19 protein-coding genes are annotated in these 25,164 nt (G+C 74.5%); 8 read left to right on the plus strand and 11 right to left on the minus strand.

Annotation, left to right across the window (positions count from 1 at the left end):
* Positions 1–2,394 (minus strand): SpoIIE family protein phosphatase, encoded by a 2,394-nt coding sequence (locus KLI87_RS33650; protein ID WP_156219915.1) that lies wholly within the window; start codon positions 2,392–2,394, stop codon positions 1–3.
* Between the two features lie 234 nt (positions 2,395–2,628).
* A complete protein-coding gene (locus KLI87_RS33655; RefSeq protein ID WP_214620254.1) occupies positions 2,629–3,369 on the minus strand; it encodes a metal-dependent transcriptional regulator in 741 nt (246 codons plus the stop codon).
* A gap of 98 nt (positions 3,370–3,467) precedes the next feature.
* Between KLI87_RS33655 and KLI87_RS33660 the strand changes: the two genes are divergently transcribed.
* Entirely contained in the window at positions 3,468–4,175 is a 708-nt protein-coding gene (locus KLI87_RS33660; RefSeq protein WP_250904505.1) for a UdgX family uracil-DNA binding protein, read from the plus strand.
* 13 nt (positions 4,176–4,188) lie between these two features.
* Here the strand turns inward: KLI87_RS33660 and KLI87_RS33665 are convergent, their stop codons facing one another.
* Positions 4,189–5,580 (minus strand): MFS transporter, encoded by a 1,392-nt coding sequence (locus KLI87_RS33665; protein WP_308166404.1) that lies wholly within the window; start codon positions 5,578–5,580, stop codon positions 4,189–4,191.
* Positions 5,577–6,293 carry a pyridoxamine 5'-phosphate oxidase gene (gene pdxH, locus KLI87_RS33670; RefSeq protein ID WP_214620285.1) on the minus strand — a complete coding sequence of 239 codons (717 nt, stop codon included), beginning with the start codon at positions 6,291–6,293 and terminating at the stop codon, positions 5,577–5,579. The genes KLI87_RS33665 and pdxH overlap by 4 nt, the downstream gene beginning before the upstream one ends.
* A gap of 136 nt (positions 6,294–6,429) precedes the next feature.
* Here pdxH and KLI87_RS33675 point away from each other — a divergent pair, with 136 nt between their 5' ends.
* The gene (locus KLI87_RS33675) at positions 6,430–7,539 is read left to right on the plus strand and encodes a citrate synthase 2 (RefSeq protein WP_214620256.1); all 1,110 of its coding nucleotides are present in this window, start codon (positions 6,430–6,432) and stop codon (positions 7,537–7,539) included.
* A 163-nt stretch (positions 7,540–7,702) separates the two neighbouring features.
* Here the strand turns inward: KLI87_RS33675 and KLI87_RS33680 are convergent, their stop codons facing one another.
* The gene (locus tag KLI87_RS33680; RefSeq protein WP_214620257.1) at positions 7,703–10,600 is read right to left on the minus strand and encodes an ABC transporter substrate-binding protein; all 2,898 of its coding nucleotides are present in this window, start codon (positions 10,598–10,600) and stop codon (positions 7,703–7,705) included.
* A gap of 257 nt (positions 10,601–10,857) precedes the next feature.
* On the opposite strand from KLI87_RS33680, the gene serC reads away from it, so the two are divergent.
* The 3 genes from serC to KLI87_RS33695 all read left to right on the plus strand — a co-directional run bounded on the left by serC (position 10,858) and on the right by KLI87_RS33695 (position 15,484).
* The gene (serC, locus tag KLI87_RS33685; RefSeq protein WP_374225495.1) at positions 10,858–12,003 is read left to right on the plus strand and encodes a phosphoserine transaminase; all 1,146 of its coding nucleotides are present in this window, start codon (positions 10,858–10,860) and stop codon (positions 12,001–12,003) included.
* A gap of 227 nt (positions 12,004–12,230) precedes the next feature.
* The gene (locus KLI87_RS33690) at positions 12,231–13,298 is read left to right on the plus strand and encodes a hypothetical protein (RefSeq protein WP_250904506.1); all 1,068 of its coding nucleotides are present in this window, start codon (positions 12,231–12,233) and stop codon (positions 13,296–13,298) included.
* A 62-nt stretch (positions 13,299–13,360) separates the two neighbouring features.
* Complete coding sequence (locus KLI87_RS33695; RefSeq protein ID WP_156219910.1) at positions 13,361–15,484, plus strand: hypothetical protein; 2,124 nt, start codon at positions 13,361–13,363, stop codon at positions 15,482–15,484.
* On the opposite strand, the gene thpR is transcribed toward KLI87_RS33695, so the two are convergent.
* The 3 genes from thpR to KLI87_RS33710 all read right to left on the minus strand — a co-directional run bounded on the left by thpR (position 15,481) and on the right by KLI87_RS33710 (position 18,238).
* The gene (thpR, locus tag KLI87_RS33700) at positions 15,481–16,047 is read right to left on the minus strand and encodes an RNA 2',3'-cyclic phosphodiesterase (protein ID WP_156219909.1); all 567 of its coding nucleotides are present in this window, start codon (positions 16,045–16,047) and stop codon (positions 15,481–15,483) included. The two genes, KLI87_RS33695 and thpR, sit on opposite strands and share 4 nt — an antisense overlap.
* A gap of 106 nt (positions 16,048–16,153) precedes the next feature.
* Positions 16,154–17,440, minus strand: a complete 1,287-nt coding sequence (locus KLI87_RS33705) for an MFS transporter (protein WP_156220134.1) — start codon at positions 17,438–17,440, stop codon at positions 16,154–16,156.
* Between the two features lie 330 nt (positions 17,441–17,770).
* On the minus strand, positions 17,771–18,238 hold the full coding sequence (locus KLI87_RS33710; protein WP_214620260.1) for a MarR family winged helix-turn-helix transcriptional regulator: 468 nt from the start codon (positions 18,236–18,238) through the stop codon (positions 17,771–17,773).
* 99 nt (positions 18,239–18,337) lie between these two features.
* On the opposite strand from KLI87_RS33710, the gene KLI87_RS33715 reads away from it, so the two are divergent.
* Entirely contained in the window at positions 18,338–18,910 is a 573-nt protein-coding gene (locus KLI87_RS33715) for a TetR/AcrR family transcriptional regulator (RefSeq protein ID WP_156219907.1), read from the plus strand.
* A 5-nt stretch (positions 18,911–18,915) separates the two neighbouring features.
* Positions 18,916–19,197 carry a DUF2530 domain-containing protein gene (locus tag KLI87_RS33720; protein ID WP_214620261.1) on the plus strand — a complete coding sequence of 94 codons (282 nt, stop codon included), beginning with the start codon at positions 18,916–18,918 and terminating at the stop codon, positions 19,195–19,197.
* On the opposite strand, the gene KLI87_RS33725 is transcribed toward KLI87_RS33720, so the two are convergent.
* Together KLI87_RS33725 and KLI87_RS33730 are read right to left on the minus strand one after the other, a co-directional pair.
* Positions 19,194–22,163 carry a sacsin N-terminal ATP-binding-like domain-containing protein gene (locus KLI87_RS33725; protein ID WP_214620262.1) on the minus strand — a complete coding sequence of 990 codons (2,970 nt, stop codon included), beginning with the start codon at positions 22,161–22,163 and terminating at the stop codon, positions 19,194–19,196. The two genes, KLI87_RS33720 and KLI87_RS33725, sit on opposite strands and share 4 nt — an antisense overlap.
* A gap of 34 nt (positions 22,164–22,197) precedes the next feature.
* Positions 22,198–23,055 (minus strand): DUF3027 domain-containing protein, encoded by an 858-nt coding sequence (locus KLI87_RS33730; RefSeq protein ID WP_156220132.1) that lies wholly within the window; start codon positions 23,053–23,055, stop codon positions 22,198–22,200.
* Positions 23,056–23,293: 238 nt separating this feature from the next.
* On the opposite strand from KLI87_RS33730, the gene KLI87_RS33735 reads away from it, so the two are divergent.
* Positions 23,294–24,742 (plus strand): MFS transporter, encoded by a 1,449-nt coding sequence (locus KLI87_RS33735; protein ID WP_156219905.1) that lies wholly within the window; start codon positions 23,294–23,296, stop codon positions 24,740–24,742.
* Positions 24,743–24,757: 15 nt separating this feature from the next.
* Here the strand turns inward: KLI87_RS33735 and KLI87_RS33740 are convergent, their stop codons facing one another.
* Positions 24,758–25,153, minus strand: coding sequence for a cold-shock protein (locus KLI87_RS33740; RefSeq protein ID WP_214620263.1), 396 nt, complete (start codon positions 25,151–25,153; stop codon positions 24,758–24,760).
* Positions 25,154–25,164 lie beyond the last annotated feature (11 nt).

Here is a 25,164-nt window from a genome sequence, read left to right on the forward strand (position 1 = left end):
CTACGGGGTGAGCGGCAGCTCGAACCAGACGGCCTTGCCGCTCGCGGTCGGCCGGGCGCCCCAGCGGGTCGCGAGCTGGTCGACCAGGTAGAGGCCGCGGCCGCCCTCGTCGGTCTCGCCCGCGCTGCGGATGCGCGGCAGCCGCATGTCGGAGTCGAACACCTCGACCCAGATCGCGTCGGCGCCGCGCCGCAGCCGCAGCCGGAACTCCTTGGTGGGCGGCTCGCGGCGGCCGAGGTCGGCGCCGAGGTCCCAGTCGTCCTCGTCGAACGCGCCGGGCCCGAACTGGTCGCCCCCGAACCGGCCGAACCGCTCGTCGAACTGGTCGGCGTTGAACTGCTCCGTGTTGAACTGCTCCGTATTGAACTGCTCGGCGTTGAACTGCACGGGCGGCGGCGCTCCCAGCGGCTCGCCGCCGCGTCCGGGCTGGCCCGCGGGCACCGGGACGACCATCTCGCGGCGCGGCTGCGGCGTCGCGGTGGCGTGCAGGACGACGTTGGTGACGACCTCCGACACCAGCAGGCAGGCCAGCTCGGCCTGCTCGTCCAGCATGCCCCAGGACGCGAACGCGTCGGCGGCCATCCGGCGCGCCTCCGACACCATGATCGGCTCGGCGGAGAACGTGCGCTCCTGCACGGCCAGCTCGTCGCCCGCGGTGCGGATCACCACGATCGCGACGTCGTCGTCGATGTCGCCCGGCACGGCCTCGTAGGCGGCGTTGGCGATGGCCTCGACCCCGCCGCGCGCCACCTCGGCCACGGCCGAGCGGACCAGCTCGCGGGACTCCTCGCGGGTGTAGTACTCGCCGTCGTCGCCGTCGCCCTTCGGACGCCGGTCGATGAGCCCGTCGGTGTACAGCACGAGCGTCGAGCCCGGCTTCAGCTCCGAGGTCTCCTCGTTGTAGAGGATCTCGCCGCCCATGCCCGGCGCGCGGACGCCGAGCATGGCGCCCTCGCTCTCGAACGACAGCTCGCCGACCTGGCCGTCGACGATCAGCAGCGGCGGGTCGTGCCCGGCGTTGGCGAACTCCAGCACCCGCGACCACGCGTCGTAGACGAAGTAGGTGCACGACACCAGCGGCGGGCGGACGAGGTCGTCGCTGTTCCAGCCGGAGCGCATCCGCTCGGGCCGGGTCATCGTGCGGACCCACTCGTCCAGCTTGCGCAGGATGTCGGCGGGCGGCTTGTCGTCCTGGGCGAAGGCGCGCAGCGCGGCGCGGAGCTGGCCCATCACGGCCGCGGCGCGGGCGCCGCGGCCCTCCACGTCGCCGATGACGAGGCCGACGCGGCCGGCCGACAGCGGGATGACGTCGTACCAGTCGCCGCCGACCTGGGTCTGGATGCCGTGCCCGTGCGCCTCCAGCGGCCGGGCGGGCTCGTACCGCCAGGCGATCTGGAGGCCGTCCAGCCGGGGCGGCCGGTCGCCGGGCAGCAGGTGCTTCTGGAAGGCGAGCGCGGTCTCGCGCTCCTCCTCGAACAGCAGCGCGTTGTCGACGGCGAGCGCGACCCGGCTGGCGATCGCGCCCAGCAGGTCGCGGTCGAAGGCGTCGTAGTGCGGGTCGGGGCGCTTGGACAGGTTCGACAGCGCCAGGCTCATCACGCCGAGCAGCTCGCCGCGCACCAGCAGCGGCGCGGAGATCGCCGAGGTGATGCCCATCGCCTCGGCCAGCCGCCGGGACGGCTCACTCGGCGCGGTGTAGCGGTACTGGACCATGTCCTCGACCAGGACGGCGTCGCGGCGCGTCATCGCCTTGGCGCTGAAGTGGCCGGACGGGTAGGAGACGGGCTCGCCGACCTCGGCCCAGGTGCCCGGCGGCGGCTCCCAGCCGCCCGCGTGCCGCGACACCCGCCGCATCAGCCGGTCGCCGCTGAACAGGTCGATGAAGCAGTGGTCGGCGAACTGCGGGACGAGCGTGTCGGCGACGCTGCGCAGCGTGCTCTCCAGCTCCAGCGACCCGGCGAGCCGCTCGCCGATGCGCTCCATCAGGCCGTAGCGCTCCTGGTCGCGCTGGTTGGAGCGGAGCGCCTCGCGCGCGAAGATCACGACCCCGTCGACCGCGCCGGAGGGGTGCCGCAGCGGGACTGCGTGCGCCCGCGTGTACACGGTCGTGCCGTCACCGCGCAGGTTGCAGAACGTGCCCTCCCAGACGCCGCCCTTGAGGACGTGCCTGGCCAGCTCGGTGGCCTGCTCGTGGTCCTCCTCGGCGATGCCGAGCGACAGGATGGAGTGGCCGATGACCTCGTCCCCGCCGAAGCCGAACAGCTGCCGCGCGAACGCGTTGCCGTAGATGACGTTGCTGAAGCGGTCGCAGACGATGACCGCCATCTCCATCTGGTTGAGGACGGTCTCGGGTGGCAGATGCGCCTCGAACGAGGCTTCCCCCCAACGGTTCATCTCCCCATCCCGGTCCCAGTCACGGCCCCGCCGGTGCGCGCCTCACGTTCCCGCGGCCGCCCGCCGGCGTCCGGCGCCCGCAGGGCCGGACGTCGCGGCGCCGATACCGCGCGTACCTCTTCCGTCGTATTGAACGACGAACCCGCCGCCGGGATACGCCCGAAAGGCGCGATCGCAAGGAGATCTTCGGTATAGACCGGCTGAGCGGGGACGGGGGGACGCACGCGCCGAGCGTCAGCGCCTGCTGACGAACACGTGCTCGGCGATGTCGCGCGGCAGTTCGGTGTCCGGACTGTCGGCCTCGTCGTCACAGGTCACCCGCACCCCGTCATCCGTCGCCCGAAGAGTCACCTCTCGTCCCGGTTGTATCCCTATCTGCTTGAGTTTAAGCATCAGGTCGCTGTCGCTCTGCACCTGCTCGCTGATCCGCCTGATCACCGCGCTCGTGCCGGCCGGGCTCGCCACCGCCGTCATCACCGCGAGCGGGGCGCCCCCGGACGCTCCGTCGCCGTTCACGTGGCCGTGCCCGTCCGAGGTCCCCTCACCGGGCCCGCCCAGCTCGTCCATGCCGGGGATCGGGTTGCCGTGCGGGCAGGTGGTCGGGTGGTCCAGCAGCGCGACCAGCCTGCGCTCGACCTCCTCCGACATGACGTGCTCCCAGCGGCACGCCTCGATGTGGACGTCCTCCCAGGGCAGCCCGATCACGTTCACCAGCAGGCATTCGGCGAGGCGGTGCTTGCGCATCACGCGGGTCGCGAGCCCCCGGCCGTTGTCGGTCAGCTCAAGGTGCCGGTCCCCCTCGACCCGCAGGAGCCCGTCGCGCTCCATGCGCGCGACCGTCTGGCTCACCGTCGGGCCGCTCTGCGAGAGCCGCTCGGCGATACGCGCGCGAAGGGGGATGATTCCCTCCTCTTCGAGCTCGAAAACCGTCCGGAGGTACATCTCCGTGGTATCGATCAGGCCGTGTGAGGTCACAGCTCCCTCCAGTCTTATGGCAGAAGTCTACTTGCTCGGCCCCCTCGCCCGCGGGTTCGATGGATAACCTCCGCACGACGGGTACAGGGAAACGCGAGATGAACGCCGAATCTTCCCGGACCGCCGAGCCCTTCCTGCCGGACGACCCGGAGAGCCGCCTCGACCTCGGCGCCCTGCGGAGCGCGGCGGACGGGTGCCGGGGCTGCGATCTCTACCGCGACGCCACCCGGACGGTGTTCGGGGAAGGCTCCCCGGGCGCGCGGGCCGTGCTCGTCGGCGAGCAGCCCGGCGACCGGGAGGACCGCGAGGGCGCGCCGTTCGTGGGCCCCGCGGGCCGCCTCCTGGACCGAGCGCTGGCGGAGGCGGGGATCGAGCGCGGCGACGTGTACGTCACCAACGCCGTGAAGCACTTCAAGTTCAAGCACCAGGAGGGCGGCGGCAGGCGGCGGATCCACGAGCCGCCGAACGCGGGCGAGATGCGCGCGTGCCGCCCGTGGCTGCTGGCGGAGCTGCGGATCCTGGAGCCGGACGTGGTGGTCGTCCTCGGCGCGACGGCGGGCCGGGCGCTGCTCGGCTCGTCCTTCCGCGTCACCCGGCTGCGCGGCCGTCTGCTCGCCTGCCCCGACCTGGAGGAGCTCGGCACGCCCGCCGCCGGAAAGGAGCTGCCGGACGCGCCGCCGGAGGGGCCGGGCGCCCGGCTGCTGGCCACGATCCACCCGTCCGCCGTGCTGCGCGCCGAGGACCGCGACGGGGCCTACCGGGGCCTGGTCGAGGACCTCGGGATCGCCGCCCGCGCCCTCCGGTGATCGTGGTGCCGGTTCAGGTGGTCCGGGTGTCGTAGCGGAGGAGGGCGGGGACGGCGAACCCGGCCACGACCACGAGGACGGCGCAGGCGAGCCCGCCCCCCACCCAGGACGCGGTGGCCCCCGCGACGCTGGCGGTCGCGCCCGCCCGCATGTCGCCGAGCCTCGGCCCGCCCGCGACGACGACGGTGAACACGCCCTGGAGGCGGCCGCGCATCTCGTCCGGCGCGTAGGTGAGGAGCATCGTCTGCCGGAACACGGCCGAGACGAGGTCGGCGCCGCCGCCGACGGCCAGCAGCGCGACGGCCAGCCACAGCTGGTGGGCGAGCCCGGCGGCGGCGACCGCGAGCCCCCAGACGACGATCGAGACCACGAGCGCGATGCCCTGCCGGTGCACCCGCCCGATCCAGCCGGAGATCAGCCCGCCGACCACCGCGCCGATCGCGATCGAGGCGAACAGCCACCCGACCGCGTCGCCGCCGCCGAACCGGGTCTCGGCCAGCTCGGGGAACAGCGCGCGCGGCATCGCGACGCCCATCGCGATGATGTCCACGACGAACGACATCATCAGCACCGGCTGGGTGGCCAGGTAGCGCAGCCCGTCCAGCACCGAGCGCAGGCCGGGCGACCCGGCGATGTCGCCGAGCGGCGGGATCGCGGGCAGCCGCACCGCCGCGTACAGGCCGACGCTGAACAGGGCGGCGTCGAGCCCGTAGGCGACGGCGTAGCCGCCGTGGGCGAGCACCACCCCGGCGAACAGCGGCCCGGTCAGCCCGCCGACGGTGGCGGCGGTGAAGTTCAGCGTGTTGGCGGCCGGGACGAGCGGCTCGTCCACCAGCCGGGGGATGATCGCGCTGCGGGTCGGCGAGGACACCGCGAACCCGACCGCCTGGAGCGCCACCACCGCCATGATCAGCGCGAGGCTCTCCGCGCCGATCAGCGCCTGGACGAGCAGCACCAGCGTCGAGGACCACGTGACGCAGGAGGAGGCGAGCAGCAGCTTCCGCCGGTCCATGTGGTCGGCGACGGCGCCGCCCCACAGCCCGAACACGATCAGCGGGACGAGGTTGACCAGCCCGATCATGCCGACCCAGAACGAGGAGCCGGTCATGTCGTACACCTGGACGGGCACGGCGACCGCGGTGACCTGGAACCCGATGAACGACACGCCCTGCCCGAGCCAGAGCCGCCGGTAGGCGTCGTGCTTCAGCGGGCGCGTGTCGATGGCCACGCGGCGGAGCATCCCGCCGCGCCGCCCGGTGGAACGCTCCCCGTCCTCGGGCACGTAGTCCTCCGGCACGTCGTCCTGGGGCACGTCGTCCGTGGGGACGCCGTCCGTGGGGATGTCGTCCTCGGGACCTTCGCCGTCAGGAGTGTCGGTGGGGGGTGGCTGCTGTTCCGATGTCACGGAGACAGTCTGGCAATCTCCCATTCGCCGGAGGCGTCCGGGGCCGTCCCGGTCTCCCCGGTCTGCCCGGTCGCCCCGGTCCCGCCGGTCGCGGTGCGCCGGTAGCGGATGCGGTCGTGGAGCCGGTCGCGGCGCCCCTGCCAGAACTCGACCGTCTCGGGGACGACGCGGTAGCCGCCCCAGAAGCCGGGCAGCGGGACGTCGTCCTCGCCGTCCGCCGTCTCGGGCCAGCGCTCGGCCAGTTCCGCGTAGCGGCGCTCCAGGACGTCCCGGTCCGCGATCACCGCCGACTGGTGCTCGCTGGCCCACGCCCCGATCCGCGAGCCATAAGGGCGCGTCCGGAAATAGGCGGCCGATTCGTCCCGCGACAATTCCAGGACGACCCCGGAGACGCGCACCTGCCGGTACATCGGATGCCACGGGAACACGAGCGCCGCGCGGGGGTTCTCCGCGAGTTCGCGGCCCTTGTCGGAGGTGAGGTTGGTGAAGAACCGGAAACCCCGCGGCCCGTACCCCTTCAGCAGGACGGTCCGGGCGCTCGGCACCCCGCCGGCCGAGGCCGTCGCGAGCACCATCGCGTTGGGTTCGGCCAGGCCGGAGGCGTGCACGTCGGCGAACCACGCGGCGAACAGCGCCAGCGGATCGCCGGGCAGCGCGTCCTCCGCCAGCTCACCGCCCTCGTAGGACCTGCGGAGCCGCGCGGGGTCGGGCATCGGGGAACTCACAGCGTCTGAGCCTCTCACCTCGGCATTGTGCATCTCACACGGACCTGGGTACTGCACGGTAAGCCGGACGCGGTTCAATGGCACGGCACCGCCTTATCACTATGGGGACGAAAGGCAGGACGACATGTCCGACTTCAAACCCGGCCTTGAGGGGGTCGTGGCCTTCGAGACCGAGATCGCCGAACCGGACAAGGAGGGCGGCGCCCTCCGGTACCGGGGCGTCGACATCGAGGAGCTCGTCGGCCGGGCCTCCTTCGGTGACGCGTGGGGCCTCCTCGTGGACGACAGCTTCGACCCGGGCCTGGCCCCGGCCGACCCCCACGTCCTCCCGGTCACCTCCGGCGACGTCCGCGTGGACGTGCAGAGCGCGCTCCCGACCCTCGCTCCCGCCTACGGGATGCGCCCCCTCCTCGACATCTCCGACGAGCAGGCCCGCGCCGACCTCGCCCGCGTCTCGGCGACCGCGCTGTCGTTCGTCGCGCAGTCGGCGCGCGGCATCGGCGTCCCGATGGTCCCGCAGGAGCGGATCGACGCGGCATCGACGATCACCGAGCGGTTCATGGTCCGCTGGCGCGGTGAGCCTGACCCCAAGCACGTCCAGGCCATCGACGCGTACTGGGTCTCGGCCGCCGAGCACGGCCTGAACGCCTCCACCTTCACCGCCCGGGTCATCGCCTCCACCGGCGCGGACGTCGCGGCCAGCGTCTCCGGCGCGATCGGCGCCATGTCGGGCCCCCTGCACGGCGGCGCCCCCGCCCGCGTGCTGCCGATGATCGAGCGGGTCGAGCAGATCGGCGACGCCCGCAAGGTCGTCACCGACATCCTCGACTCCGGCGACCGGCTGATGGGCTTCGGCCACCGCGTCTACCGCGCCGAGGACCCGCGCGCCCGCGTGCTGCGGCGCACCGCCAAGGAGCTGAACGCGCCGCGCTTCGAGGCCGCCGAGGCGCTGGAGGACGCCGCGCTCGCCGAGCTGCGCGAGCGCCGTCCGGACCGTCCGATCGAGACCAACGTCGAGTTCTGGGCGGCGGTGATCCTCGACTTCGCCGAGGTCCCGACCGCGATGATGCCCGCCATGTTCACCTGCGGCCGCACCGCCGGGTGGGCCGCGCACATCCTGGAGCAGAAGCGCACCGGGCGCCTCGTCCGCCCGAGCGCCCGCTACACCGGCCCCGGCTCCCGCTCCATCGACGAGGTGGCCGGTTCATCGAAGCTCCCCCGGCATCGGGCGTAGAACGCCCTCCTCCAACGGGAGGCCGCGGCGATCGCCGGCATCGCTCCGCACCCGCCTGACGGCTCGCTCCGCGATCAGGTTCTCGCTCCGCTCGAACCCGGCTTCGCACACGATCGCCGAGAGGTGCCGCCGGACGGTTCAGACCGTCCGGCGGCACCCCGCGTCACGACGGAGACGCGGGCGGGGGCGCGGTGGCGGCGGGCGGGCAGTGGCCGCTCTTCTGGCCGGAGGCGACGAGCCGCCCGCACACCTCCGTGACCTCGACCGCCCCGTCCGGGCGGACGGTCGCGAGCAGGACGGGCTTGCCGGTCACCTGGTGGCCCTGGGCGCGCCCGGTGAACTGGAGGACGCCGCTCGCCCCCTGCCACAGCGGGCCCTTGCCCGGGTCGTCCAGCGCCGCGAAGACGCCGCCCGCCGTGGGCGCGGCGGCCTGCTCGGTGAAGACCTGGTTCGCCAGGTAGGCGATCATCGAGGCGGCGTCGTAGCTGACGGCGGCCCGCACCTCCGACGGCGTCCGGTCGCGGGAGGGGGCCGCGCCGAACATCGACGCGACGGCGCCGGGGTAGCTGTTGAAGAACACGTTCCGGCGGTCGCCGACCCAGGTGTCCGTCCACGCCTCGTGGGCCGCGAGCGGCATGTAGTAGAGCCGGAACGTGGCGACGCGTCCGAGCTCGGGGGCGTTGTCGGCGACGTACTTGGCGATCTCGTCGTCGGCGAGGACGGCCTGCCCGCTCGGGCAGGTGTGCTGGAGGACGTTGGCGAAGGAGCGGAACTCGTCCGAGCGGCCCGCGTAGTAGAACAGGTCGGGCGGGTGCTCGCACAGCTCGTGGACGGTCCGGTCGAGGTCGCCGGGGTTCTCGTACCGGCGGGCGAGGACCTTCCCGCCGCCGGGCGCGCGGGTGAAGGCGCGGGTGAAGGACTCGGCGAGGTCCCTGCTGTAGAGGTCGTGGGGGTCGGCGCTGGAGATGACGTCCACGGTCCTGGCGGGCCTGCCGCCGACGCGTCCGGTGCGGGCCCAGTAGGCGGCGTGCTCGGCGAGCCGCGTGTTGGGCGGGGCCAGCCGGAAGTAGTACGGGGAGAAGCCCGCGCCGCGGTCGAGCCGGCCGGTCTCGTTGTAGCTGTTGGCGGTGCCGACCATGGGCAGCGTCGCCTTCGACAGCACCTTGATCGCGTCCTGCGTCTCCACCCTGCTCTGCTCGAACCCGACGACGGCGACGATCGAGCGGTCCCTCAGCGCGAGGTCGCGGACCTGCTCGGCGACCTGCCTGGCGTGCTGGAACCGCGCGCCCGCGTTCGCGACGAGCACGCGCAGCCGCAGGTACGGGCTGGCGTTGTTGAACTCGGCCTGCGCCATCGTGAGGCCGAGCAGTTCGCCCTGCGCCCCGGCGAGCAGGTCGAGCTGCCGGTTCTTGATCGCGGGGTCGGCGGTGACCGGGCCGAGGTAGACGATCGTCGCGTGCGGCTTGCCCGACCGCGCGACCGCGCGGTTCTGCCGCTCCAGCCGCGCGAGCACGGGCGAGAGCCGGTTGTCGTTGTTCTCGCCCTCGCTGACCTCGCCGAACTTGAACCCGCCGTCGGTGATCCCGATGCACTCGCCGGACGAGGTGCGCCTGATCTGGAACGCCGAGCAGTACCGGACGGCGACCACGCTGACGACCGTGACCGACGACGCCGCGATCGCGACCATCGCGATCCACGGCAGCGCGGGATGGGCGAACCGGGGGCGGCGCCGCGCCGGGCGCACCGGGGGCAGGTTCACGCCCGAGTCGCGGGTGACGTCGACGCGCAGCACCCGGCGGGCGCCGAGCGCGTTGACACGGGCCTCCTCCTCGCGGTGGCGGTCCCACAGCTCCCGCGCGCCCGGGGCGTCGGCGGGGTCGTCGCCGCCCAGGTCGAGGCGGAACGCCGCCGCGATCCGGTCGACGAGCCGGCCCCCGGACGGGTCGGACGGGTCGGACGGGTCGGCGGGCTCGGCCGGGTCCGCCCCGGCGGTGACGACCAGCGGGTCGACGGCGGGCCGGCCGCGCCGGTCCCGGCCGTCGCGGCGGACCCGTGCCAGCAGTTCCAGGAACCGGACCCCGGCGTGCCCCGGCGGGAGGTGCTCGAAGATCAGCACCGGGTAGCGGACCCGCGCCCACGCGGCGCGCCGCACGTCCCGGTGGTAGTTGCGGCGCAGGTCCTCCAGGAACGCGGCGATCAGCAGCAGGTCGAGCTTCTCCCGGTGCTCGGCGTCCTCGACCGGGCGCGGGTCGAAGACGCCGAGCGCGAAGCCGAGGAAGCCGGGCGGATCGTCGGCGAGGTAGGGCTGGCGCAGGAACCACCCGAACCGGCGCACCCCGTACCAGCCGCGCGTCCGCGCGACGATCTGCAGGGTCACGAACACGAGCCCGACGACGGCCGCGAGGACGGCGTAGGCCAGGTCGAGGGTCGCGGCGGTCCCGGCGCTGACCAGCGCCACGATCGCGACGCCGATCGGCGCGATCTGCTCCAGGAACCCGAGGAAGGTGGCGGGCCGTCCGCGCGGCCCCGTCTCCAGGTCGCCCAGCAGGTCCCTGCCCCGGCGGCGGATGACCCGGTTCAGCTCGCGGCGGCGCGCGTTCTCGTCGTCGACGATCGGCGGGTGCGTGACCTTGCGGACGAGCTGGTGGTTCTCGCGTTCGGCGGCGGTGGCGCCGCTCGGCGGCCGGTGCTCGTCCCCGGCGAGCCGGATGTCGCGCAGGTCGTTCAGCCACAGCGCCATGTCCAGCAGCGGGAACCGCAGCGCCGGCTCGCCCGGCCGGTGGCCGCCCGGCTGCGACAGCTCCCGCTTCGCCTGGCGCAGGACGCCGGGCACGTCGGCGGGCGGATGCTCCTCGGCGATGTGCGAGTAGGGGGCCTTCTCGTTCTTGCACCGCGTCCCGAACATCTTCGCCACGGGCGAGGTGCCGGCCTTGGGCCCGAGGAGCAGGAGCAGGGGTCTCAGCCGGTCGCCGTGCCGCCGGGGCGGCCGCTCCCTGAGCCGTTCGAACAGGTCGAGCACTCCGCGCAGTCGATCCTCGCCCAGGATCCTGTCGCCCGCCATGCGTCACGCCTCGCCTTCGCTCGCCGTCCCCCCGGGGCTCTCCTCTGTCACTTCGGGGCCGCACCTTCCTGACCCTCTTGGGTGTTGGATGCGTCACAGCGAGAAATGGATCGAAACTTTCCGAGATCGCCGCTCCGGACGCGGAAAATCGGCCACTCCGCCATCACCGGCACCGTGGACGACGCGCGTTTCGGGCCCTCTGCCGGGGCGTCTCGGCATGTGACCCGGCCCGCGATCTTCAGGGCAGGTCAAGTAGCCTGCTGCGAGTGACCGACAGCGCGAATCCAGCCATTGTCATTCCCGCCGACACCAAGCCCGCCGACGGGCGCTTCGGCTGCGGACCGTCCAAGGTCCGGCCCGAGCAGCTCGCCGCGCTCGCCGCGTCCGGCTCGACCTATATGGGCACCTCGCACCGGCAGAAGCCGGTGAAGTCCGTGGTCGGCCGCGTCCGCGAGGGCCTGGCCCAGCTCTTCTCCCTCCCCGAGGGGTACGAGGTCCTGCTCAGCAACGGCGGCACCACCGCGTTCTGGGACGCGGCCGCGTTCGGGCTCGTCCGGCAGCGGTCGCAGCACCTCACCTTCGGTGAGTTCTCCAGCAAGTTCGCGAAGGTCACCACGGGCGCGCCGTGGCTCGGGTCGCCGACCGTCATCTCCAGCGAGCCCGGCACGCACCCGGAGGCGTCCGCCGAGGAGGACGTGGACGTCTACGCCCTCACCCACAACGAGACCTCGACCGGCGTCGCGATGCCGATCAGGCGGCCGGCGGGCACCACCGCCCGCGACGGGCTGGTGCTGGTCGACGCGACGTCCGGGGCGGGCGGCCTGCCGGTGGACGTCACCGAGACCGACGTCTACTACTTCGCGCCGCAGAAGAGCTTCGCCGCCGACGGCGGGCTGTGGGTGGCGCTCGCCTCGCCCGCCGCGCTGGAGCGGATCGACGAGATCGCCTCGTCCGACCGGTACGTCCCGGAGTTCCTCAACCTGAAGACGGTCGTGGACAACTCCGCCAAGGACCAGACCTACAACACCCCGGCCGTGGCGACGCTGCTGCTGCTCGCCGACCAGATCGAGTGGATGAACGGGCAGGGCGGCCTCGACTGGACGACGGCCCGCACGGCCGAGTCGTCCCAGCGGCTCTACACCTGGGCCGAGAAGACGTCCTACACCTCGCCGTTCGTCGCCGACCCGGCGCAGCGCTCGCGGGTCGTCGGCACGATCGACTTCGCCGACGCGGTGGACGCGGCGGCCGTCGCCAAGGTGCTGCGCGCCAACGGCATCGTCGACACCGAGCCCTACCGCAAGCTCGGCCGCAACCAGCTGCGCATCGGCATGTTCCCGGCGATCGACCCGGCCGACGTCGAGGCGCTCACGGCCTGCGTCGACTACGTGGTCGAGCGCCTCTAGCGCGCACCCGCGAGGGGGCGCGCGGTTCGGGGCGCGCGGCGGGCCGAATAAGCTCGATGCCGTGAACCGCGCGCCCCAATGGCTGCTTCCCACCGTGCTGACCGCGCTCGTCCTGGCCGTGGTCGTCGGCGCGTTGCTGAGGTGACCCCCGGGCCGTTCCGGGCGTCCCCCGGCGGCGCGGGGCACATATGATCAAGGTGGGCGCGGAACCGGGGGAAGGGCGGGACATGGCAGTGCGTCCGACCCGGCGGGCGGGGGCCGCCCGCACGGCCCGAGCCGCCGCCGCGACCGCCCTTCTGTGCGGCGCCGCGGCCCTCCCCCAAACGGCCTCGGCGGCCTCGACGGCAACCTCGGCCGCGGCACGGCCCAAGGTCGCCTTCACGATCGCCGACCCGCGGATCACCGAGTCCAGCGGGCTGGCGGCCAGCGCCCGGCATCCGGGCATCGTCTACACCCACAACGACTCCGGCGGCGTCCCGAGGGTCTACGCGCTCGGCCCGGACGGGCGGGTCCGCGCCGTCCTGACGCTGGCCGGGGCGGGGGCGCGCGACTGGGAGGCCATGGCCCTCGGCAAGGACGACCGGGGCCGTCCCGCGATCTACGTGGCCGACATCGGCGACAACCTCGGCGGAGCGTGGCCGTACGTGACGCTCTACCGGATCCCCGAGCCCGAGCGGATGCGCACGCAGAGCATCCGGGCGACGCGGTTCCGGATCAAGTACGCCGACGGCCCCCGCAACGCCGAGACCATGATGATCAACCCGAGGACGAACCGGGTCTACATCGCGAGCAAGCTGTTCTCCGGCAAGCTCTACGAGGGCCCGGCCCGGTTGCGGACCGGCGGCGACAACGTCATGCGCAAGGTCGGGGGCGCGCCCGCGATGGCGACCGACGGCGCGTTCTCCCCCGACGGCCGGACCTGCGTCATCCGCACCTACTTCGGTGCGCGGATGTACTCCGTCGACGCCGGCGGCAGGCCCGGGAAGTCGCTCGGGTCGGTGTCGATCCCGTTCCAGGGGCAGGGCGAGTCGATCACCTACACGCCCGACGGGCGGTCGTTCCTCGCCGGGTCCGAGGGGCGGAACCAGCCGGTGTTCCAGGTGGCGGTGCCGGACAAGGCGAATCCGCAGGCGTCTCCGGGCGGCAAGCCCGGCAACAACGGCAGGTCCGGGGACTCCAACGCCGACGAGGGCCACAAGGACCCCCGCGACGTCCGGGTCGGGCTGTTCCTCGCGCTCGCCATCGCCGGGGCCGTCTGCTACGGCCTGTTGCGCAAGCACCGCGAAGGCCGATGAGCCGATGACGGGGACGACGGATCACCGGAGGAGGGGACGGTCCCGCCGGGACACATGTGAGGATGCGGACTGTGGAGCATGAGCTGGTGGGCCTCGCGGGTCCCGGCGGGCGGTGGCGTCCCGTCGCGGCCGGACCGTTCGCCCTGCTGGCGGTGGCGCTCGCGCTGCTGCCGATCCGCCCGGTGTGGCTGTGGGCGGCGCTGATCGGCGCCGTCGCGGCGATCCCGTGGCTGCTGGGCGCGGCGCCCGAGGCGCGGCGCCGCCGCCCCCGCCCGTACTGGCGGCTGTCGGCGGACGGGCTGGAGCGGATCGGCCCCGGCGGGCTGAGCATGATCGGCTACGAGCGGTCCCGGATCGACGGGCTGGCGATCACCACCGGCGACGGCGTGCTGACCGTGTTCCACCGGTTCGGGCGCACGGCGGTCGGCGGGCTGACCACGATGGGGCTGGAGCCGCTCACGGTGTTCGTGACCGCCCGGCGGATCGGCATCCCGATGCACGTCCTGGACGGGGAGGCGTCCGACCTGCTCGACCCGGCGCTGGACGAGGCGCTGCGCGCGGGCGGCCTCGCGGGCGACATCCCGCCCGGCGGGCCGCTGCCGCGCGACCACGCCGCCGAGAAGCGCCTGCTGGACCAGGAGGCCGCGCTGCTGGCCGCCGCGCACGAGCCGCCGCGTCCGGCGGTCCCCGGCACCGACGCGCCAGGGGCGACCGGGCTGCGGCTCGACGCCGCGGCCGCGCCGCCGAGCAGGCGCCGGATCGCCGTGCTCGGATCGCTGGCGGGGCTGCTGGGCGCGTTCATGGTCGCGCGGATCGCGGTGGAGGGCGCGGCCGGGTTCGGGGCGCGGCTCGCGGCGGCGTGCTGGGCGCTGGCCGCGATCGCGGGCGTCCTGGGCGCCCGGCGGCGGCTGCTGCGGGCCGCGCCGGTCCGCTGGAGGATCACCGTCGACCGGCTGGTCGTGCGGGGCCGTCCGGGCCGCCGCGAGGTCGTGGAGCTGCCGTCGGCCGCCGTCGCGGCCGTCGTGGTCGGCCCCGGGCTGCGGCTCGACCCGCTGACCGGCGAGCCGCGCCGCGCCGACCTCGCCGCGCTGGTGTTCGGGCACCGCCTCGAACTGCTCGCGCGGCTGCCCGCCCACGGCCTGGACGGCTTCCAGCTCGCGCACGCCCTCGACGACCACGGCTACCGGGTGGTCACGCCGGGGGCGCGGCCTCCGCGCCGTCCCGAGTACGGGCTCGACGGGCTGCCGGAGATCTTCGCGCAGGTGCCCGGCGGGCGCCTCGTCGTCGAGGGCGGCGGGCTCGGCTGGGCGGACGCGGCGGGCGACGTCGTCCTGCGGATGCCCGAGGACCGCATCGGCGGCATCGAGCTGCTGACGATCGGCGGGCACGCCTGGGTGCGGCTCTACGACTCCGACGGCGACGAGTTCTTCGCGGCGCCGCTGTCGGCGCTGCGGATCTCGCGGACCGACCTGCGGGAGTCGGCGCGGCGGGCGGGCCTGCCGGTCAACGACGCCGAGTACGACGCCTACCTGAGCGCCGCGTTCCACTCGGCGGTGTCGCCGTTCGCCGTCCCGGCGCCGGAGAGCGAGGTCGCCGGGGCGACGGCGGCGCTGCCGTCCGGGGGCGAGGGCGGCGGGCTGCCCGCCGACGCGCGGACGACCGACGAGTTCGCGATCGCGATCCCCGCGCCGCCCGGACCGGTGACCGCGCCGGGCACGCTGCTGGACGCGACCCGCAAGTCCCGCGCCGGGACCTACGGGATGAGCGTCCTGCTGTGCGAGGCGGTCGCGCTGATCGGCGCCGCCTGGCTCGGCCCCGAGCTGGGCGGGTTCAGCGCGACCGCGAGCTGGTCGGTGCCGGTGGGGCTGCTGGTCGGCCTCGCGGGCTACTGGCTCTACGACCGGAACCGGTCGCAGCTGCGGGTGTCGTCGGCCGGGCTGGCCGTCGTCACCCGGCGCGGCCGGGTGGAGTGGGACCTCGGCCGCGACCGCATCGGCGGCGTCGGCATCGACGAGGCGGCCGAGCGGATGCCCCGGCTGGTGGTGTGGAACCCCTCCGGGCGGGTGCTGCGGCAGGTGACGTTCCCGCCCGACCTGGACGAGCTGCGCCGCGCCTGCGAGCGCTACGGCGTCCCCTGGGGCCCGCCGGACGAGGACCGCCCCGCGCCGCCGCCTCCCGAGCTCTAGGTCCGCAGCGACCAGGTCTTGAGGGTCTCGTAGGTCACCTGGCTGTACTGCTTGCCGGGCAGGTGGCTGCGGACGAGGTGGACGGCGTCGGCCGTCCACGCCCCGGACGCGAAGGCCGACAGCGACTCCATGAGCGGCCGCACGTCCACGGGCCGGCGCGAGCGGGCCAGCGTGACGTGCGGGCGGAACGAGCGGTGCTTGTCGGGCGGCGTCCCGGCGCGGCGTCCGGCGGCGGCGGTGGAGGCGGCGAGCCGGGCGAGGGCGCGCCGGTCGCCGTAGAGGCCCGTCCACAGGACGCGGGCGTGCGTGCCGCTCCCCGGGAACGCGCCCGCGCCCGCGAGCGACAGCGACAGCCGCTCGTGGCGCCCTACGGCACGTTCCAGTCTGGGCAGCAGGCGGTCCAATGTGCGGTCGTCGACGTCGCCGAGGAACGCCAGCGTCACGTGGACCAGCTCGCGGCGGATCCACCTCAGCTCGGGGATGTCGCCCAGGTGGGGACGGACCGCCTCCTCAAGCTCGTCGAGGACGTCCGGTGGCGGTACGAGCGCCACGAAAAGCCTCATGGGAGCGTCCGGTGAGCCACCCGAACAGCCTTTCAGCCGACGGGCCCCGTTGTCACGCGGACGGGCGGCGCCACGCGGGCGGGCGGGGCGGGCGGGGCGGGTGCGGTCACCCCTCGGACACCGTGCCCGCCTCGGCCGCCGCCTCCGTCCTTCGCTCCGTCCGGGGGCGGGCCAGGCGCACCCGTGCGAGCGCCGGGCGGATCGACCCGCGCGGCGCGGCGAAGAGCCCGACGACGAGCGCGGTGGCGACGCCCACCATGCCGCCGAGGACGATGCTCGCGCGCGCCCCGAACTCCTCGGCCATCCAGCCGACGGCCGGCGCGCCCAGCGGGTTCGTCCCGAGGAACACGAACATGTACAGGCCCATGACGCGGCCGCGCATCTCCGGCGCGACGCTGAGCTGGATCGTCGAGTTGGCCGCCGTGGTGATCGTCATCATCGCGATGCCGGTCGGCACGAGCAGCAGCAGGAACGACCAGAACGTCGGCATCAGCCCGGTCACGACCTCCAGCACGCTGAAGACCAGCGCCGAGCCGACCAGCAGCCGCATCCGGGGCTGGGACGCGCGGCGCGCCGCCAGCAGCGCGCCGGTCAGTGCGCCCAGGGCGAGCATGCTGGAGGCGAGCCCGAACGAGGACGCGTCGCTGTGGAAGGTCTGCTTGGCGACCAGCGCCGTCGTCGTCGGGAAGTTCATGCCGAACGTGGCGATGAACCCGACGAGGACCAGCACGAGCATCAGGTCGCGGCGGCCGCGCACGTAGCGCAGGCCCTCGCGGAGCTGGCCCTTGGCGCGCTTCACGGGGGCGGCGGCGCGCAGCTCGTCGGTCCGCATGGCGTAGAGGCCGAACAGGACGGCGCCGAACGAGGCCGCGTTCAGCAGGAACACCGGCCCGGTGCCGAGCAGCGCGATCAGCACCCCGGCGACCGCCGGGCCGAGCAGCCGCGCGCCGTTGAAGCTGGCGCTGTTGAGCGCGATCGCGTTGGGCAGGTCGCGGCGGCCGACCATCTCGACCACGAACGCCTGCCGGGTCGGGTTGTCGACGACGGTCGCGACGCCGAGCCCGAACGCCAGCACGTAGACGTGCCAGACCTGCGCGCTGCCGGTGACCGCGAGGACGCCGAGGACGAGCGCGAGCGCGCCCATCGACACCTGCGTGAGCATCAGCACGCGGCGCTTGGAGTAGCGGTCGGCGATCACCCCGCCCCACAGGCCGAACAGCAGCATCGGCAGGAACTGGAGGCCGGTGGTGATGCCGAGCGCGGTGCCGCTGCCGTGCGCGAGGTCGAGGACGAGCCAGTCCTGCGCGACGCGCTGCATCCAGGTGCCGGTGTTGGAGACGACCTGCCCGGCGCTGAACAGCCGGTAGTTGCGGTTGCTGAGGGACCGGAACATGCCTCCGGTCTCGGCCGCCGGCGGCTCGGCGGTGGAAGCCTCGGTGGCGGGAGGCCCGGTGGTGGGAGGCTCAGTGGTGGGCCGCTCGGTGGCGGAAGGCTCGGTCTCGTGATCGGGGGCGGGGGGTTCTTGTGGGGGAACGGGCCCGGTGTCGATCCGTTGGAGCGTTCCCGGCGTCACGCCGGGAGCCCGGCTTCGGAGCGTGACGCCTCCGGGGCCGCCCGCGGCGGCCCCGGTCGTGCTCCCTGGATCATCGTTAGCCAAAGTCATTATCAAGGCTAACGATAATCACGGCACGGCTATTCCGGCAAGAGAGACATGTATGACATGTCAGGACCTGCTGAGTTTGTCGATGATCGGGGCGGCCTGGCGGAGGATCTCGCGCTCGGCCTCGGTCAGCTCGCCGAGCCGCCGCGACAGCCACGCCTCCTTGCGGCGCCGCTCCTCGCGCAGCAGGGTCGCGCCGGCCTCGGTCGCGCTCAGCACGGCCTGGCGGCCGTCGGTCGGGTGCGGGCTGCGCACCACGAGCCCGCGCTCCTCCAGGAACGCGATGACGCGGGTCATCGAGGGCGGCTGGACCTTCTCGTGGTCGGCCAGCTCGCGCGGGGTCATCGAGCCGTGCCGCTCGATCGCGGCGAGCGCGGCGAACTGGGTGAGCGACAGCGGGCCGGGGACGTGGTCCCCCGGCGCGGAGCGCAGCGTGCGCAGCCGCCGGGACAGCCGCGCGATCGAGATGCGCAGCTGCTCGGCCAGCCCGGGGACGGACGCCGCGGGTCCGCCGGTCGTCGGCGTGGTCATCGTCATCGCTCTCCAAGGTCCATGCTCGCCCCTCCAGCATCCTTGACAGTTCAGGCTAACTTTATTAGCTTTATAGCTATCGCTATTAAGGAGGTTGGATTGCCGCGCGCAGGTCTGTCACCGGACGCGGTCGTGGACGCCGCCATCGCCATCGTGGACGCCGAGGGCCCCGGTGCCCTCACGCTGGCCGCGGTGGCGGGGAGGGCCGGGGTCGCGACGCCCTCCCTCTATAAGCATGTCCGTAACCTGGCCGAGTTGCGACTTCTGATGACGGTCCGGGTGATGGAAGAGCTTACGGAACGTCTCGGCGAGGCCGCCCTGGGACGCTCCGGAGACGACGCCGTACGCGCCGTGATGCGCGCCTACCGCTCCTACGTCGTGGAGCACCCGGGCCGCTACGCCTCCATGGAGCAGTCCGCCGAGCCCCTGGGGAAGGTGGACGCCGCCGGGGAGCGGCTCCTGGGTGTCATCCTCGCCGTCCTGCGCGGTTACGACCTGGAGGGGTCCGCGCTCGTCCACGCGGCCCGGTGCCTGCGCTCGTCCGTGCACGGTTTCGCCGTCCTTGAGGCGGCGGGCGGATTCGGCCTGCCCGAGGACCTGGAGGCGAGCTACGAACTGCTCATCACCATGGTCACCGGAGGGCTCCCCCACCGCACCGCCCGCGTAACCTGATCCCCATGACCCGACCGCGCCTCCCGGACCCGCCGCCGATGCGGACCAACGACGTCCGCATCGCCGCCGCGGGCACCGCCGCCTGGGCGGTGGCGCTGGTCGTGCTGCTGATCGTCCGGCTGCCGTCCGGCGACCGCTGGTGGCTGTGGGTGTGCGTCGCCGGGATCGCGATCGGCCTGTTCGGCATGTGGTACACCCCCCGCCTCCAGGCGGGCCGCGCCCGGCAGGAGGAACGGGCCGCCGCCGAACGCGGGACCGCCCCCGAACGCGGGACGAAGGCCGGCTAGGGCTCCAGCTCGGACTCGGCCAGCAGGACGGGCAGGGCCGCGGGGTCGCGCAGGACGGCCTCGGCCAGCAGGCGGTCCTCCCAGGCGCCGCTCGTCCAGGCGAGGGCGCGGGCGAGCCCGGACAGGCCGCTCGCGTGCACGCCGCCGTCCGCCGTCCACCAGGGGACGTCCACACCGTCCACGACGAGGCGTTCGTGCGCCACGTACACCGGCGGCGCGTCCGGCAGGACGGCGAGGACCTCCGGCGGCACGTCCCGCTCCTCCCCCGCCGACCCGACGTCGCCCGCGACCTCGGCGCTCGCCGGGGGCAGGTCCAGGAGGTCGGCGAGCCTGGCGTCGCGTCCGTGCGCGGCGATGACCAGGGGCGATCCGGTCAGCAGCGGCAGGACGTCGGGCCGGTCCAGCACGAACGTGTCCAGGGCGTCCGCGACCACGACCTCGTCGCCGACCACGGCGCGGACGCGGCCCGGCGGTTCCACGGTGACCTCTGGCGCGTCGGCCAGGGCGGTCCAGAGGCCGCCCAACTGGGCGCGGCCGACGTGCCGCTCGGGATCGGAGAGCCTGTCGAGAAGCTCCTGCGCGCCCCCGGGTTCGTCCAGCAGATCCAGCAGGGACGTGCGGACGCCCAACGCCAGGAGCAGCCGCTCGTCCAGTCCCTCCGGCGCGGCGTCGTACAGCCCCGCGAGCGCGTCGTCGTCCCCCGGGAGGCGGTACCGGCCCGGCCTGCGTCCGCCCAGGACGGGGTGGCGGCTCAGCCACCACGCCGTATAGGACGGGACGGAGACGCGGCGCCCGTCGTAGGACATCGCATGCGCGGGCTCGACGATCGCGGCCCGCCACGGCGGCCGCGCCAGGAGGCGCAGGGCGGCGGGCCAGTCCTCGACCAGCTCCAGGTCGCGGACGGCCTGGAACTCCGGGACGACCGGCGGCAGGTCCTGCGGGCCGATGCGGGCGAGCACGTCCTCGGCCCACCGGTCCTCGTCGTCGAGGTGCAGGGTCTCGGCCTCGTCGGCGAGGCCCGGCAGGTTCACGTCCTCCTCGCGCGCCAGGGCGAACCCGTCCAGGACGCCCACCGCGACGAGCGTCTCGGCGCCCCAGCGCTCCAGGGTCGCGCCGTCCACGACGCCGAACGGCGCGTCGCCGGCCATGAGGGCGCGCAGCGGGCTCTCCGGGAGCAGCAGCTCCCCCGCGGGGTCGTGCTCGCCGTCCTCGGCCGGGAGCGCGAGGGCGGAGAGCCAGGGCTCCTCACCCGGGTCCAGGCGCGCGGCGCCGACGAGCCCCAGCACCGCCTCGGCGACCGCGTCGGGATCCTCGGCGTCGAGCGAGTCCTCCACGGCCGCCCGCACCGCCGGATCGGCCAGCACGGCGCGGGGCCCCGCCTCGACCGCGCCGAGCCTCGGCAGCAGCGGATGGACGGCCTCGGGGTGGACGAACCGCAGGCCCAGCGCGCCCAGGCCCGCCGGGTCGACCCCGTCGGCGATCAGCAGCCCGCGCGGGCCGCGGACCGTCCGCGCCGCCGCCGCGTCGCCCTTCGCGGTCGCCAGCGGCACCGGGAGGGCCCCCAGAGCGTCCGTGGCGGCCCCGGCGAGCGCCTCGTACACCCGGCGCCACCACGCCGGTTCGCGCTCCACAGCGGCCAGCTCGTCGACGACGTCCGCCAACTCGACCCGCCGGACGCCGAGCGCCGCCAGCGCCGGGCTCCGCGCGGGCCACTCCGGCGGCAGCAGTCCGGCGAGCACGCCGTCCTCCGACAGCAGCTCCACGAACGGGGACGGCGCGTCCACCGCGACCATGTCGCGGCCCCGCGCGCGGTGCGGCAGCAGCGGCGCGTCGGGCAGCCGCCCGAGGACGGCCCGCCTGATCCGCCCGTCCAGCTCCCCCGCCCCGATCGGCGTGGGGACGAGCTCCAGCAGGCGCGGCGTCGCCGCGCGCCCCTCCATGAGCCGCTCGTAGGTCTCCGCCGCGCGCTCCACGAGGAAGTCGGTCAGCCCACCGGGCGCGACATGGCGCCGGTCGGGGGCGAGCGGGAACGACGCTATGAGGAGCGCGGGCAGGTCGAGGCGTTCGTCACTGGGCGTCGGCGCATGCACCACCGCGGGCGTCCCCTGGGGCAGACCTCCCTCGGGGAGGGCCCACCGCACCTGCCATACGCCCCGGGCCCGCTCCTCCGTGGGACGGTCAGCGAGAAGCTCCGGCGGGACGGCCCCGTGCGCCTCGGCCGTATGCCAGACGGCGCCGTCGATGGTGACGGTGCCCCGGGGGCCGTGCTCGGCGGTGACCGTCCGGACGTCCCCGTCGGCGTCGACCTCCACCCTCTCCAGCGCGGGCAGGGCCAGCATCAGCGCGGGACCGACCTGCTCCAACTGCCGCCGCACGCCGTCCACGGCCTCCGCCCGCAACAGCAGCCGGACGACGGTGTCGAACCCCTCCGGGATCTGCGGGGACCCGGTCAGCGCGAACGGCAACCGCAGCAGCGGCACGTGCCCGGACCGCCGCCCGAGCTCCGCCGCCAGCGACGGGACCCCGGCCACCAGCTCCCGCGCCCGCTCCGCCGACCACTCCACCCCGCCCCCGGCGGAGGTGATCAGGGGATTGTCGGTGACCGCCACGACGGCCGCGAACCCGACGCCGAACCGGCCGACCGCGCCCGCCTCGCCCCGCTTGGCGGACGCGCGGAGCGTCGACAGCGCCTCGACGCCCGCCGCGTCCAGCGGCGCCCCGGCGTTCGCCGCCTCCAGCACCCCGCCGCGCAGCGTCAGCCGCAGCCGCCCGGGCACCGACGCGCGCGCGGCGGCGTCGGCGGCGTTCTGGGCCAGCTCCACCACGACGCGGTCGCGGTAGCCGCCGAGGGCGTGGTCCTCCTCGGTGTTGGCGTCCTCGCGGAACCGCGCGGGCGACTCCGCCCAGGCCCGCAGCACCCGCTCCCGCAGTCCCCGCGCGCCGAACGGATCCGGAACCTCGCCCACCGGCCTCTCCCTCACCCCTGTGCCGGCCACAGACTCAGCTGTGGCCGAGGGCCTCCTCGTCCTGGAGTTCGGCCTCCTCGGCCGCCGGGGCGCCCGCCGGGACGACGTCGTAGCCCAGCTCGTCGATGATCGGGGGGCCGTGCTCGGAGGCGGCCGGGATCGACACCGCCTCGGAGTGGGCGCCGCAGCCGTGGTCGGCCGAGACCACGCGGCCGTCGTCGGGGGCGTACTCGTTGGCGCACACGCCGAAGACCTGCCGCAGCTCACCGGCCAGCGCCACGAAGAACCCGCAGGTGGAGCACTGCGCGGGCGCGGAGGCGGCGATCGAGGCGCGGGGGCCGGCGACGCCGTCGTACCAGCGTGCGGCGGCCTCGTCGCGGCCCTCGCGCGAGAGCACCCGCACGCGGCCGAGGCCCAGCTCCCAGGCCGCCTCCCGCTCGACCGCGTCGTCGACCTCGGTGTACCCGGGGACGAGCCGGACGTCGTCCGGCGCGGTCGGCAGCAGGTCGCCGGGGCCGAGGTCGCCCGGCCGCAGCCGCTCCAGCCACGGCACCCACGGCGGCGCGAGCAGCGCGTCGTCGCCGGGCAGCAGGACGCACTCGCTCACGGTCACGTTCTTCGCGCGGGACGCGCGGGTCACGGTGACCGCCCAGCGCCATCCCGCGTAGGCCGGGTCGAGCGCCTCGAAGTAGTGCGTGACCACGCGGTCGCCCTCGGGGCGCAGGCCGAGGTGCTCCCCGACCGGCGCCGGATGGGAGGTCTCCTCGGCGGCCTCGCGGGCGAGGTCCACGGCCTCGGCGCAGGCGGCGTCGACGGCGGGGGTCCGGGCACGGCGGGCGGGCCCGGCGGCGGTGCGCGCGGCGGCGGATCGCGCGGGGCTGGTCTGGCGCAGTGGGCTCACACGTCAATTCTCGCGCATCCCGGGACGTGGCCGGGCACGACACGGTCCGTGACCGGCCCGAACGGCCTCCGTAAGCACCACCCGAAAGGTTCGCAGCGCCCGATCCTGCGGAGGTGAGCCGGGCGCGAAGAAGGGAACGTACCCTCAATTGAGCCACTCCGACGGCCCACCTCGACGAAGACCGCGGGCAGCGGGCCCGCGCACGAGCACCTGGGGAGATCAAGCCGCAATGGGAGACCGGTCCCACCCGATCGGGCGGTCGGCGCGCGCCGGTGCCGGCGGCGCGGCGCGGGCACTGCGCGGCGTGCGCTCGGCGGCGCTGCGGACGGGCGGCCTCACCCGCCGCGTCACCCACGCGCACGGCGCCGGGCGCAGCGGCCTCGGCAGCCTGGTCGAGGCGGCGGCGGTGAACTCCGCCGGCGACGCGCTGGTGGCGGTCGCGCTCGCCGGGTCCCTGTTCTTCGGGCTGGACGTCCACCAGGCGCGCGGCCAGGTCGCCCTCTACCTGCTGGTGACGATGGCGCCGTTCGCCCTCGTGGCGCCGCTGATCGGACCGGCTCTCGACCGGACGCGGCACGTCCGCCGGTACGCGATCGCCAGCTCGTTCGTCATCCGGGGCCTGCTGTGCTGGGCGATGGCGGGCGCCGTCCTGCACAGCGACGAGGTCACGTTCCTGCCCGCCGCGTTCGGCGTGCTGGTGCTGTCCAAGGCGTTCGGGGTGCTGCGGGCGGCGGTGACGCCCCGCGTCCTGCCCGACCAGATCACGCTCGTGACCGCCAACGCGCGCGCCTCGTTCACCGGGCTGATCGCCGCGACCGTCACCGCGCCGATCGCGGCCGGGATCACCGCGTTCGCCGGGGCCGACTGGACGCTGCGCATCGCGACGCTGGTGTTCCTGCTCGGCGTCGTGTTCACGATGCGGCTGCCGGGCCACGTCGACACCCCCGAGAGCGAGCTGGCGGCGGAGTCGGCGTCCGGCCGTCCGGGCGGGGAGGCCCCGGGCGGGCGCCCCGCCGCCGACGAGGACAAACCGCAGTGGCGGGTGTTCCCGCGCCTCGGCCCGGCGGTCGTCGAGGCGATGCTGGCGAACTCCGTGCTGCGCGCGTTCTCCGGCTTCCTGATCCTCTACCTGGCGTTCCTGCTGCGCCAGGAGCGGTTCGACCCCGTCTCCCACAACCTCGCGCTGGGGATGCTGGCGGCGTTCGCGGGCGCGGGCGGCCTCGCCGGGACGGCGCTCGGCGCCTACATGAAGGCCCGCGCGCCCCGGCTGATCGTCTCGGCGACGCTCGGCGCCGTCACCGTGGTCACCGCCGTCTCCGCCGCGTTCTTCGGGCTGTGGGCGGCGCTCGCGGTGGCGCTGGCGGCCGGTCTCGGCCAGGTCCTCGGCAAGCTGTCGATGGACGCGGTCGTCCAGCGCGAGATCGGCGAGGAGATGCGCTCGTCCACGTTCGCGGTCTCCGAGACCCTGCACCAGCTCGCCTGGGTGATCGGCGGCATGCTCGGCCTCGGCATGTCGATCATCGCGGACGGCCGGGTCGCGATGGCCGTCGTCGCCGCCGCCCTCGCGCTGGCGTTCGCGCTGCTGGTCTCGCGCCGCGCCGACGGCCGCCGCCGCCGGGAGCACCACCAGGGGCACCCCCCGCTCGACGGCGCGCATCCCCCGGAGGTCCGCACCTGAGCGCGGACCCCGGGGTCAGGGGTGCAGGTCGTCGGCGACCGCGCGGAGCACCGTCGCGATCTTCTTCGCCTCGGCCGGGGCCGGGTGCTTGCCCCGCCGGTAGGTGGTGGAGATCCCGTCCAGCAGCTTGATCAGGTCCTCGGTGATCAGGACCATCTCGTCGGGTTTCTTGCGGCGCTGCTTGGCGATGGTCTTCTCGACCGACGGCAGGGTGTCCAGGACCCGCACCGACAGCGCCTGCTGCCCGCGCCGCCCCTCGACCACCCCGAACTCGATGCGCTGGCCGGGCTTGAGCGTCGTCACCCCGCCCGGCAGGGCCGAGGAGTGCACGAAGACCTCACCGCCGTCGTCGCGGGTGAGGAAGCCGAAACCCTTGTCGGGGTCGTACCACTTGACCTTGCCAGTCGGCACCGGAGACCTCG

Source organism: Actinomadura sp. NEAU-AAG7 (genome assembly GCF_018603865.1).
GTDB lineage: Bacteria > Actinomycetota > Actinomycetes > Streptosporangiales > Streptosporangiaceae > Spirillospora > Spirillospora litoris.

Excerpts from the sequence above, each read along its gene's own strand:
- KLI87_RS33650 (WP_156219915.1), bottom strand. The coding sequence starts at position 2,394 with ATGAACCGTTGGGGGGAAGCCTCGTTCGAGGCGCATCTGCCACCCGAG.
- KLI87_RS33660 (WP_250904505.1), top strand. The coding sequence starts at position 3,468 with ATGAACGCCGAATCTTCCCGGACCGCCGAGCCCTTCCTGCCGGACGAC.
- pdxH (WP_214620285.1), bottom strand. The coding sequence starts at position 6,293 with ATGCCCGACCCCGCGCGGCTCCGCAGGTCCTACGAGGGCGGTGAGCTG.
- KLI87_RS33675 (WP_214620256.1), top strand. The coding sequence starts at position 6,430 with ATGTCCGACTTCAAACCCGGCCTTGAGGGGGTCGTGGCCTTCGAGACC.
- KLI87_RS33680 (WP_214620257.1), bottom strand. The coding sequence starts at position 10,600 with ATGGCGGGCGACAGGATCCTGGGCGAGGATCGACTGCGCGGAGTGCTC.
- KLI87_RS33690 (WP_250904506.1), top strand. The coding sequence starts at position 12,231 with ATGGCAGTGCGTCCGACCCGGCGGGCGGGGGCCGCCCGCACGGCCCGA.
- KLI87_RS33695 (WP_156219910.1), top strand. The coding sequence starts at position 13,361 with ATGCGGACTGTGGAGCATGAGCTGGTGGGCCTCGCGGGTCCCGGCGGG.
- thpR (WP_156219909.1), bottom strand. The coding sequence starts at position 16,047 with ATGAGGCTTTTCGTGGCGCTCGTACCGCCACCGGACGTCCTCGACGAG.
- KLI87_RS33705 (WP_156220134.1), bottom strand. The coding sequence starts at position 17,440 with ATGTTCCGGTCCCTCAGCAACCGCAACTACCGGCTGTTCAGCGCCGGG.
- KLI87_RS33710 (WP_214620260.1), bottom strand. The coding sequence starts at position 18,238 with ATGACCACGCCGACGACCGGCGGACCCGCGGCGTCCGTCCCCGGGCTG.
- KLI87_RS33720 (WP_214620261.1), top strand. The coding sequence starts at position 18,916 with ATGACCCGACCGCGCCTCCCGGACCCGCCGCCGATGCGGACCAACGAC.
- KLI87_RS33735 (WP_156219905.1), top strand. The coding sequence starts at position 23,294 with ATGGGAGACCGGTCCCACCCGATCGGGCGGTCGGCGCGCGCCGGTGCC.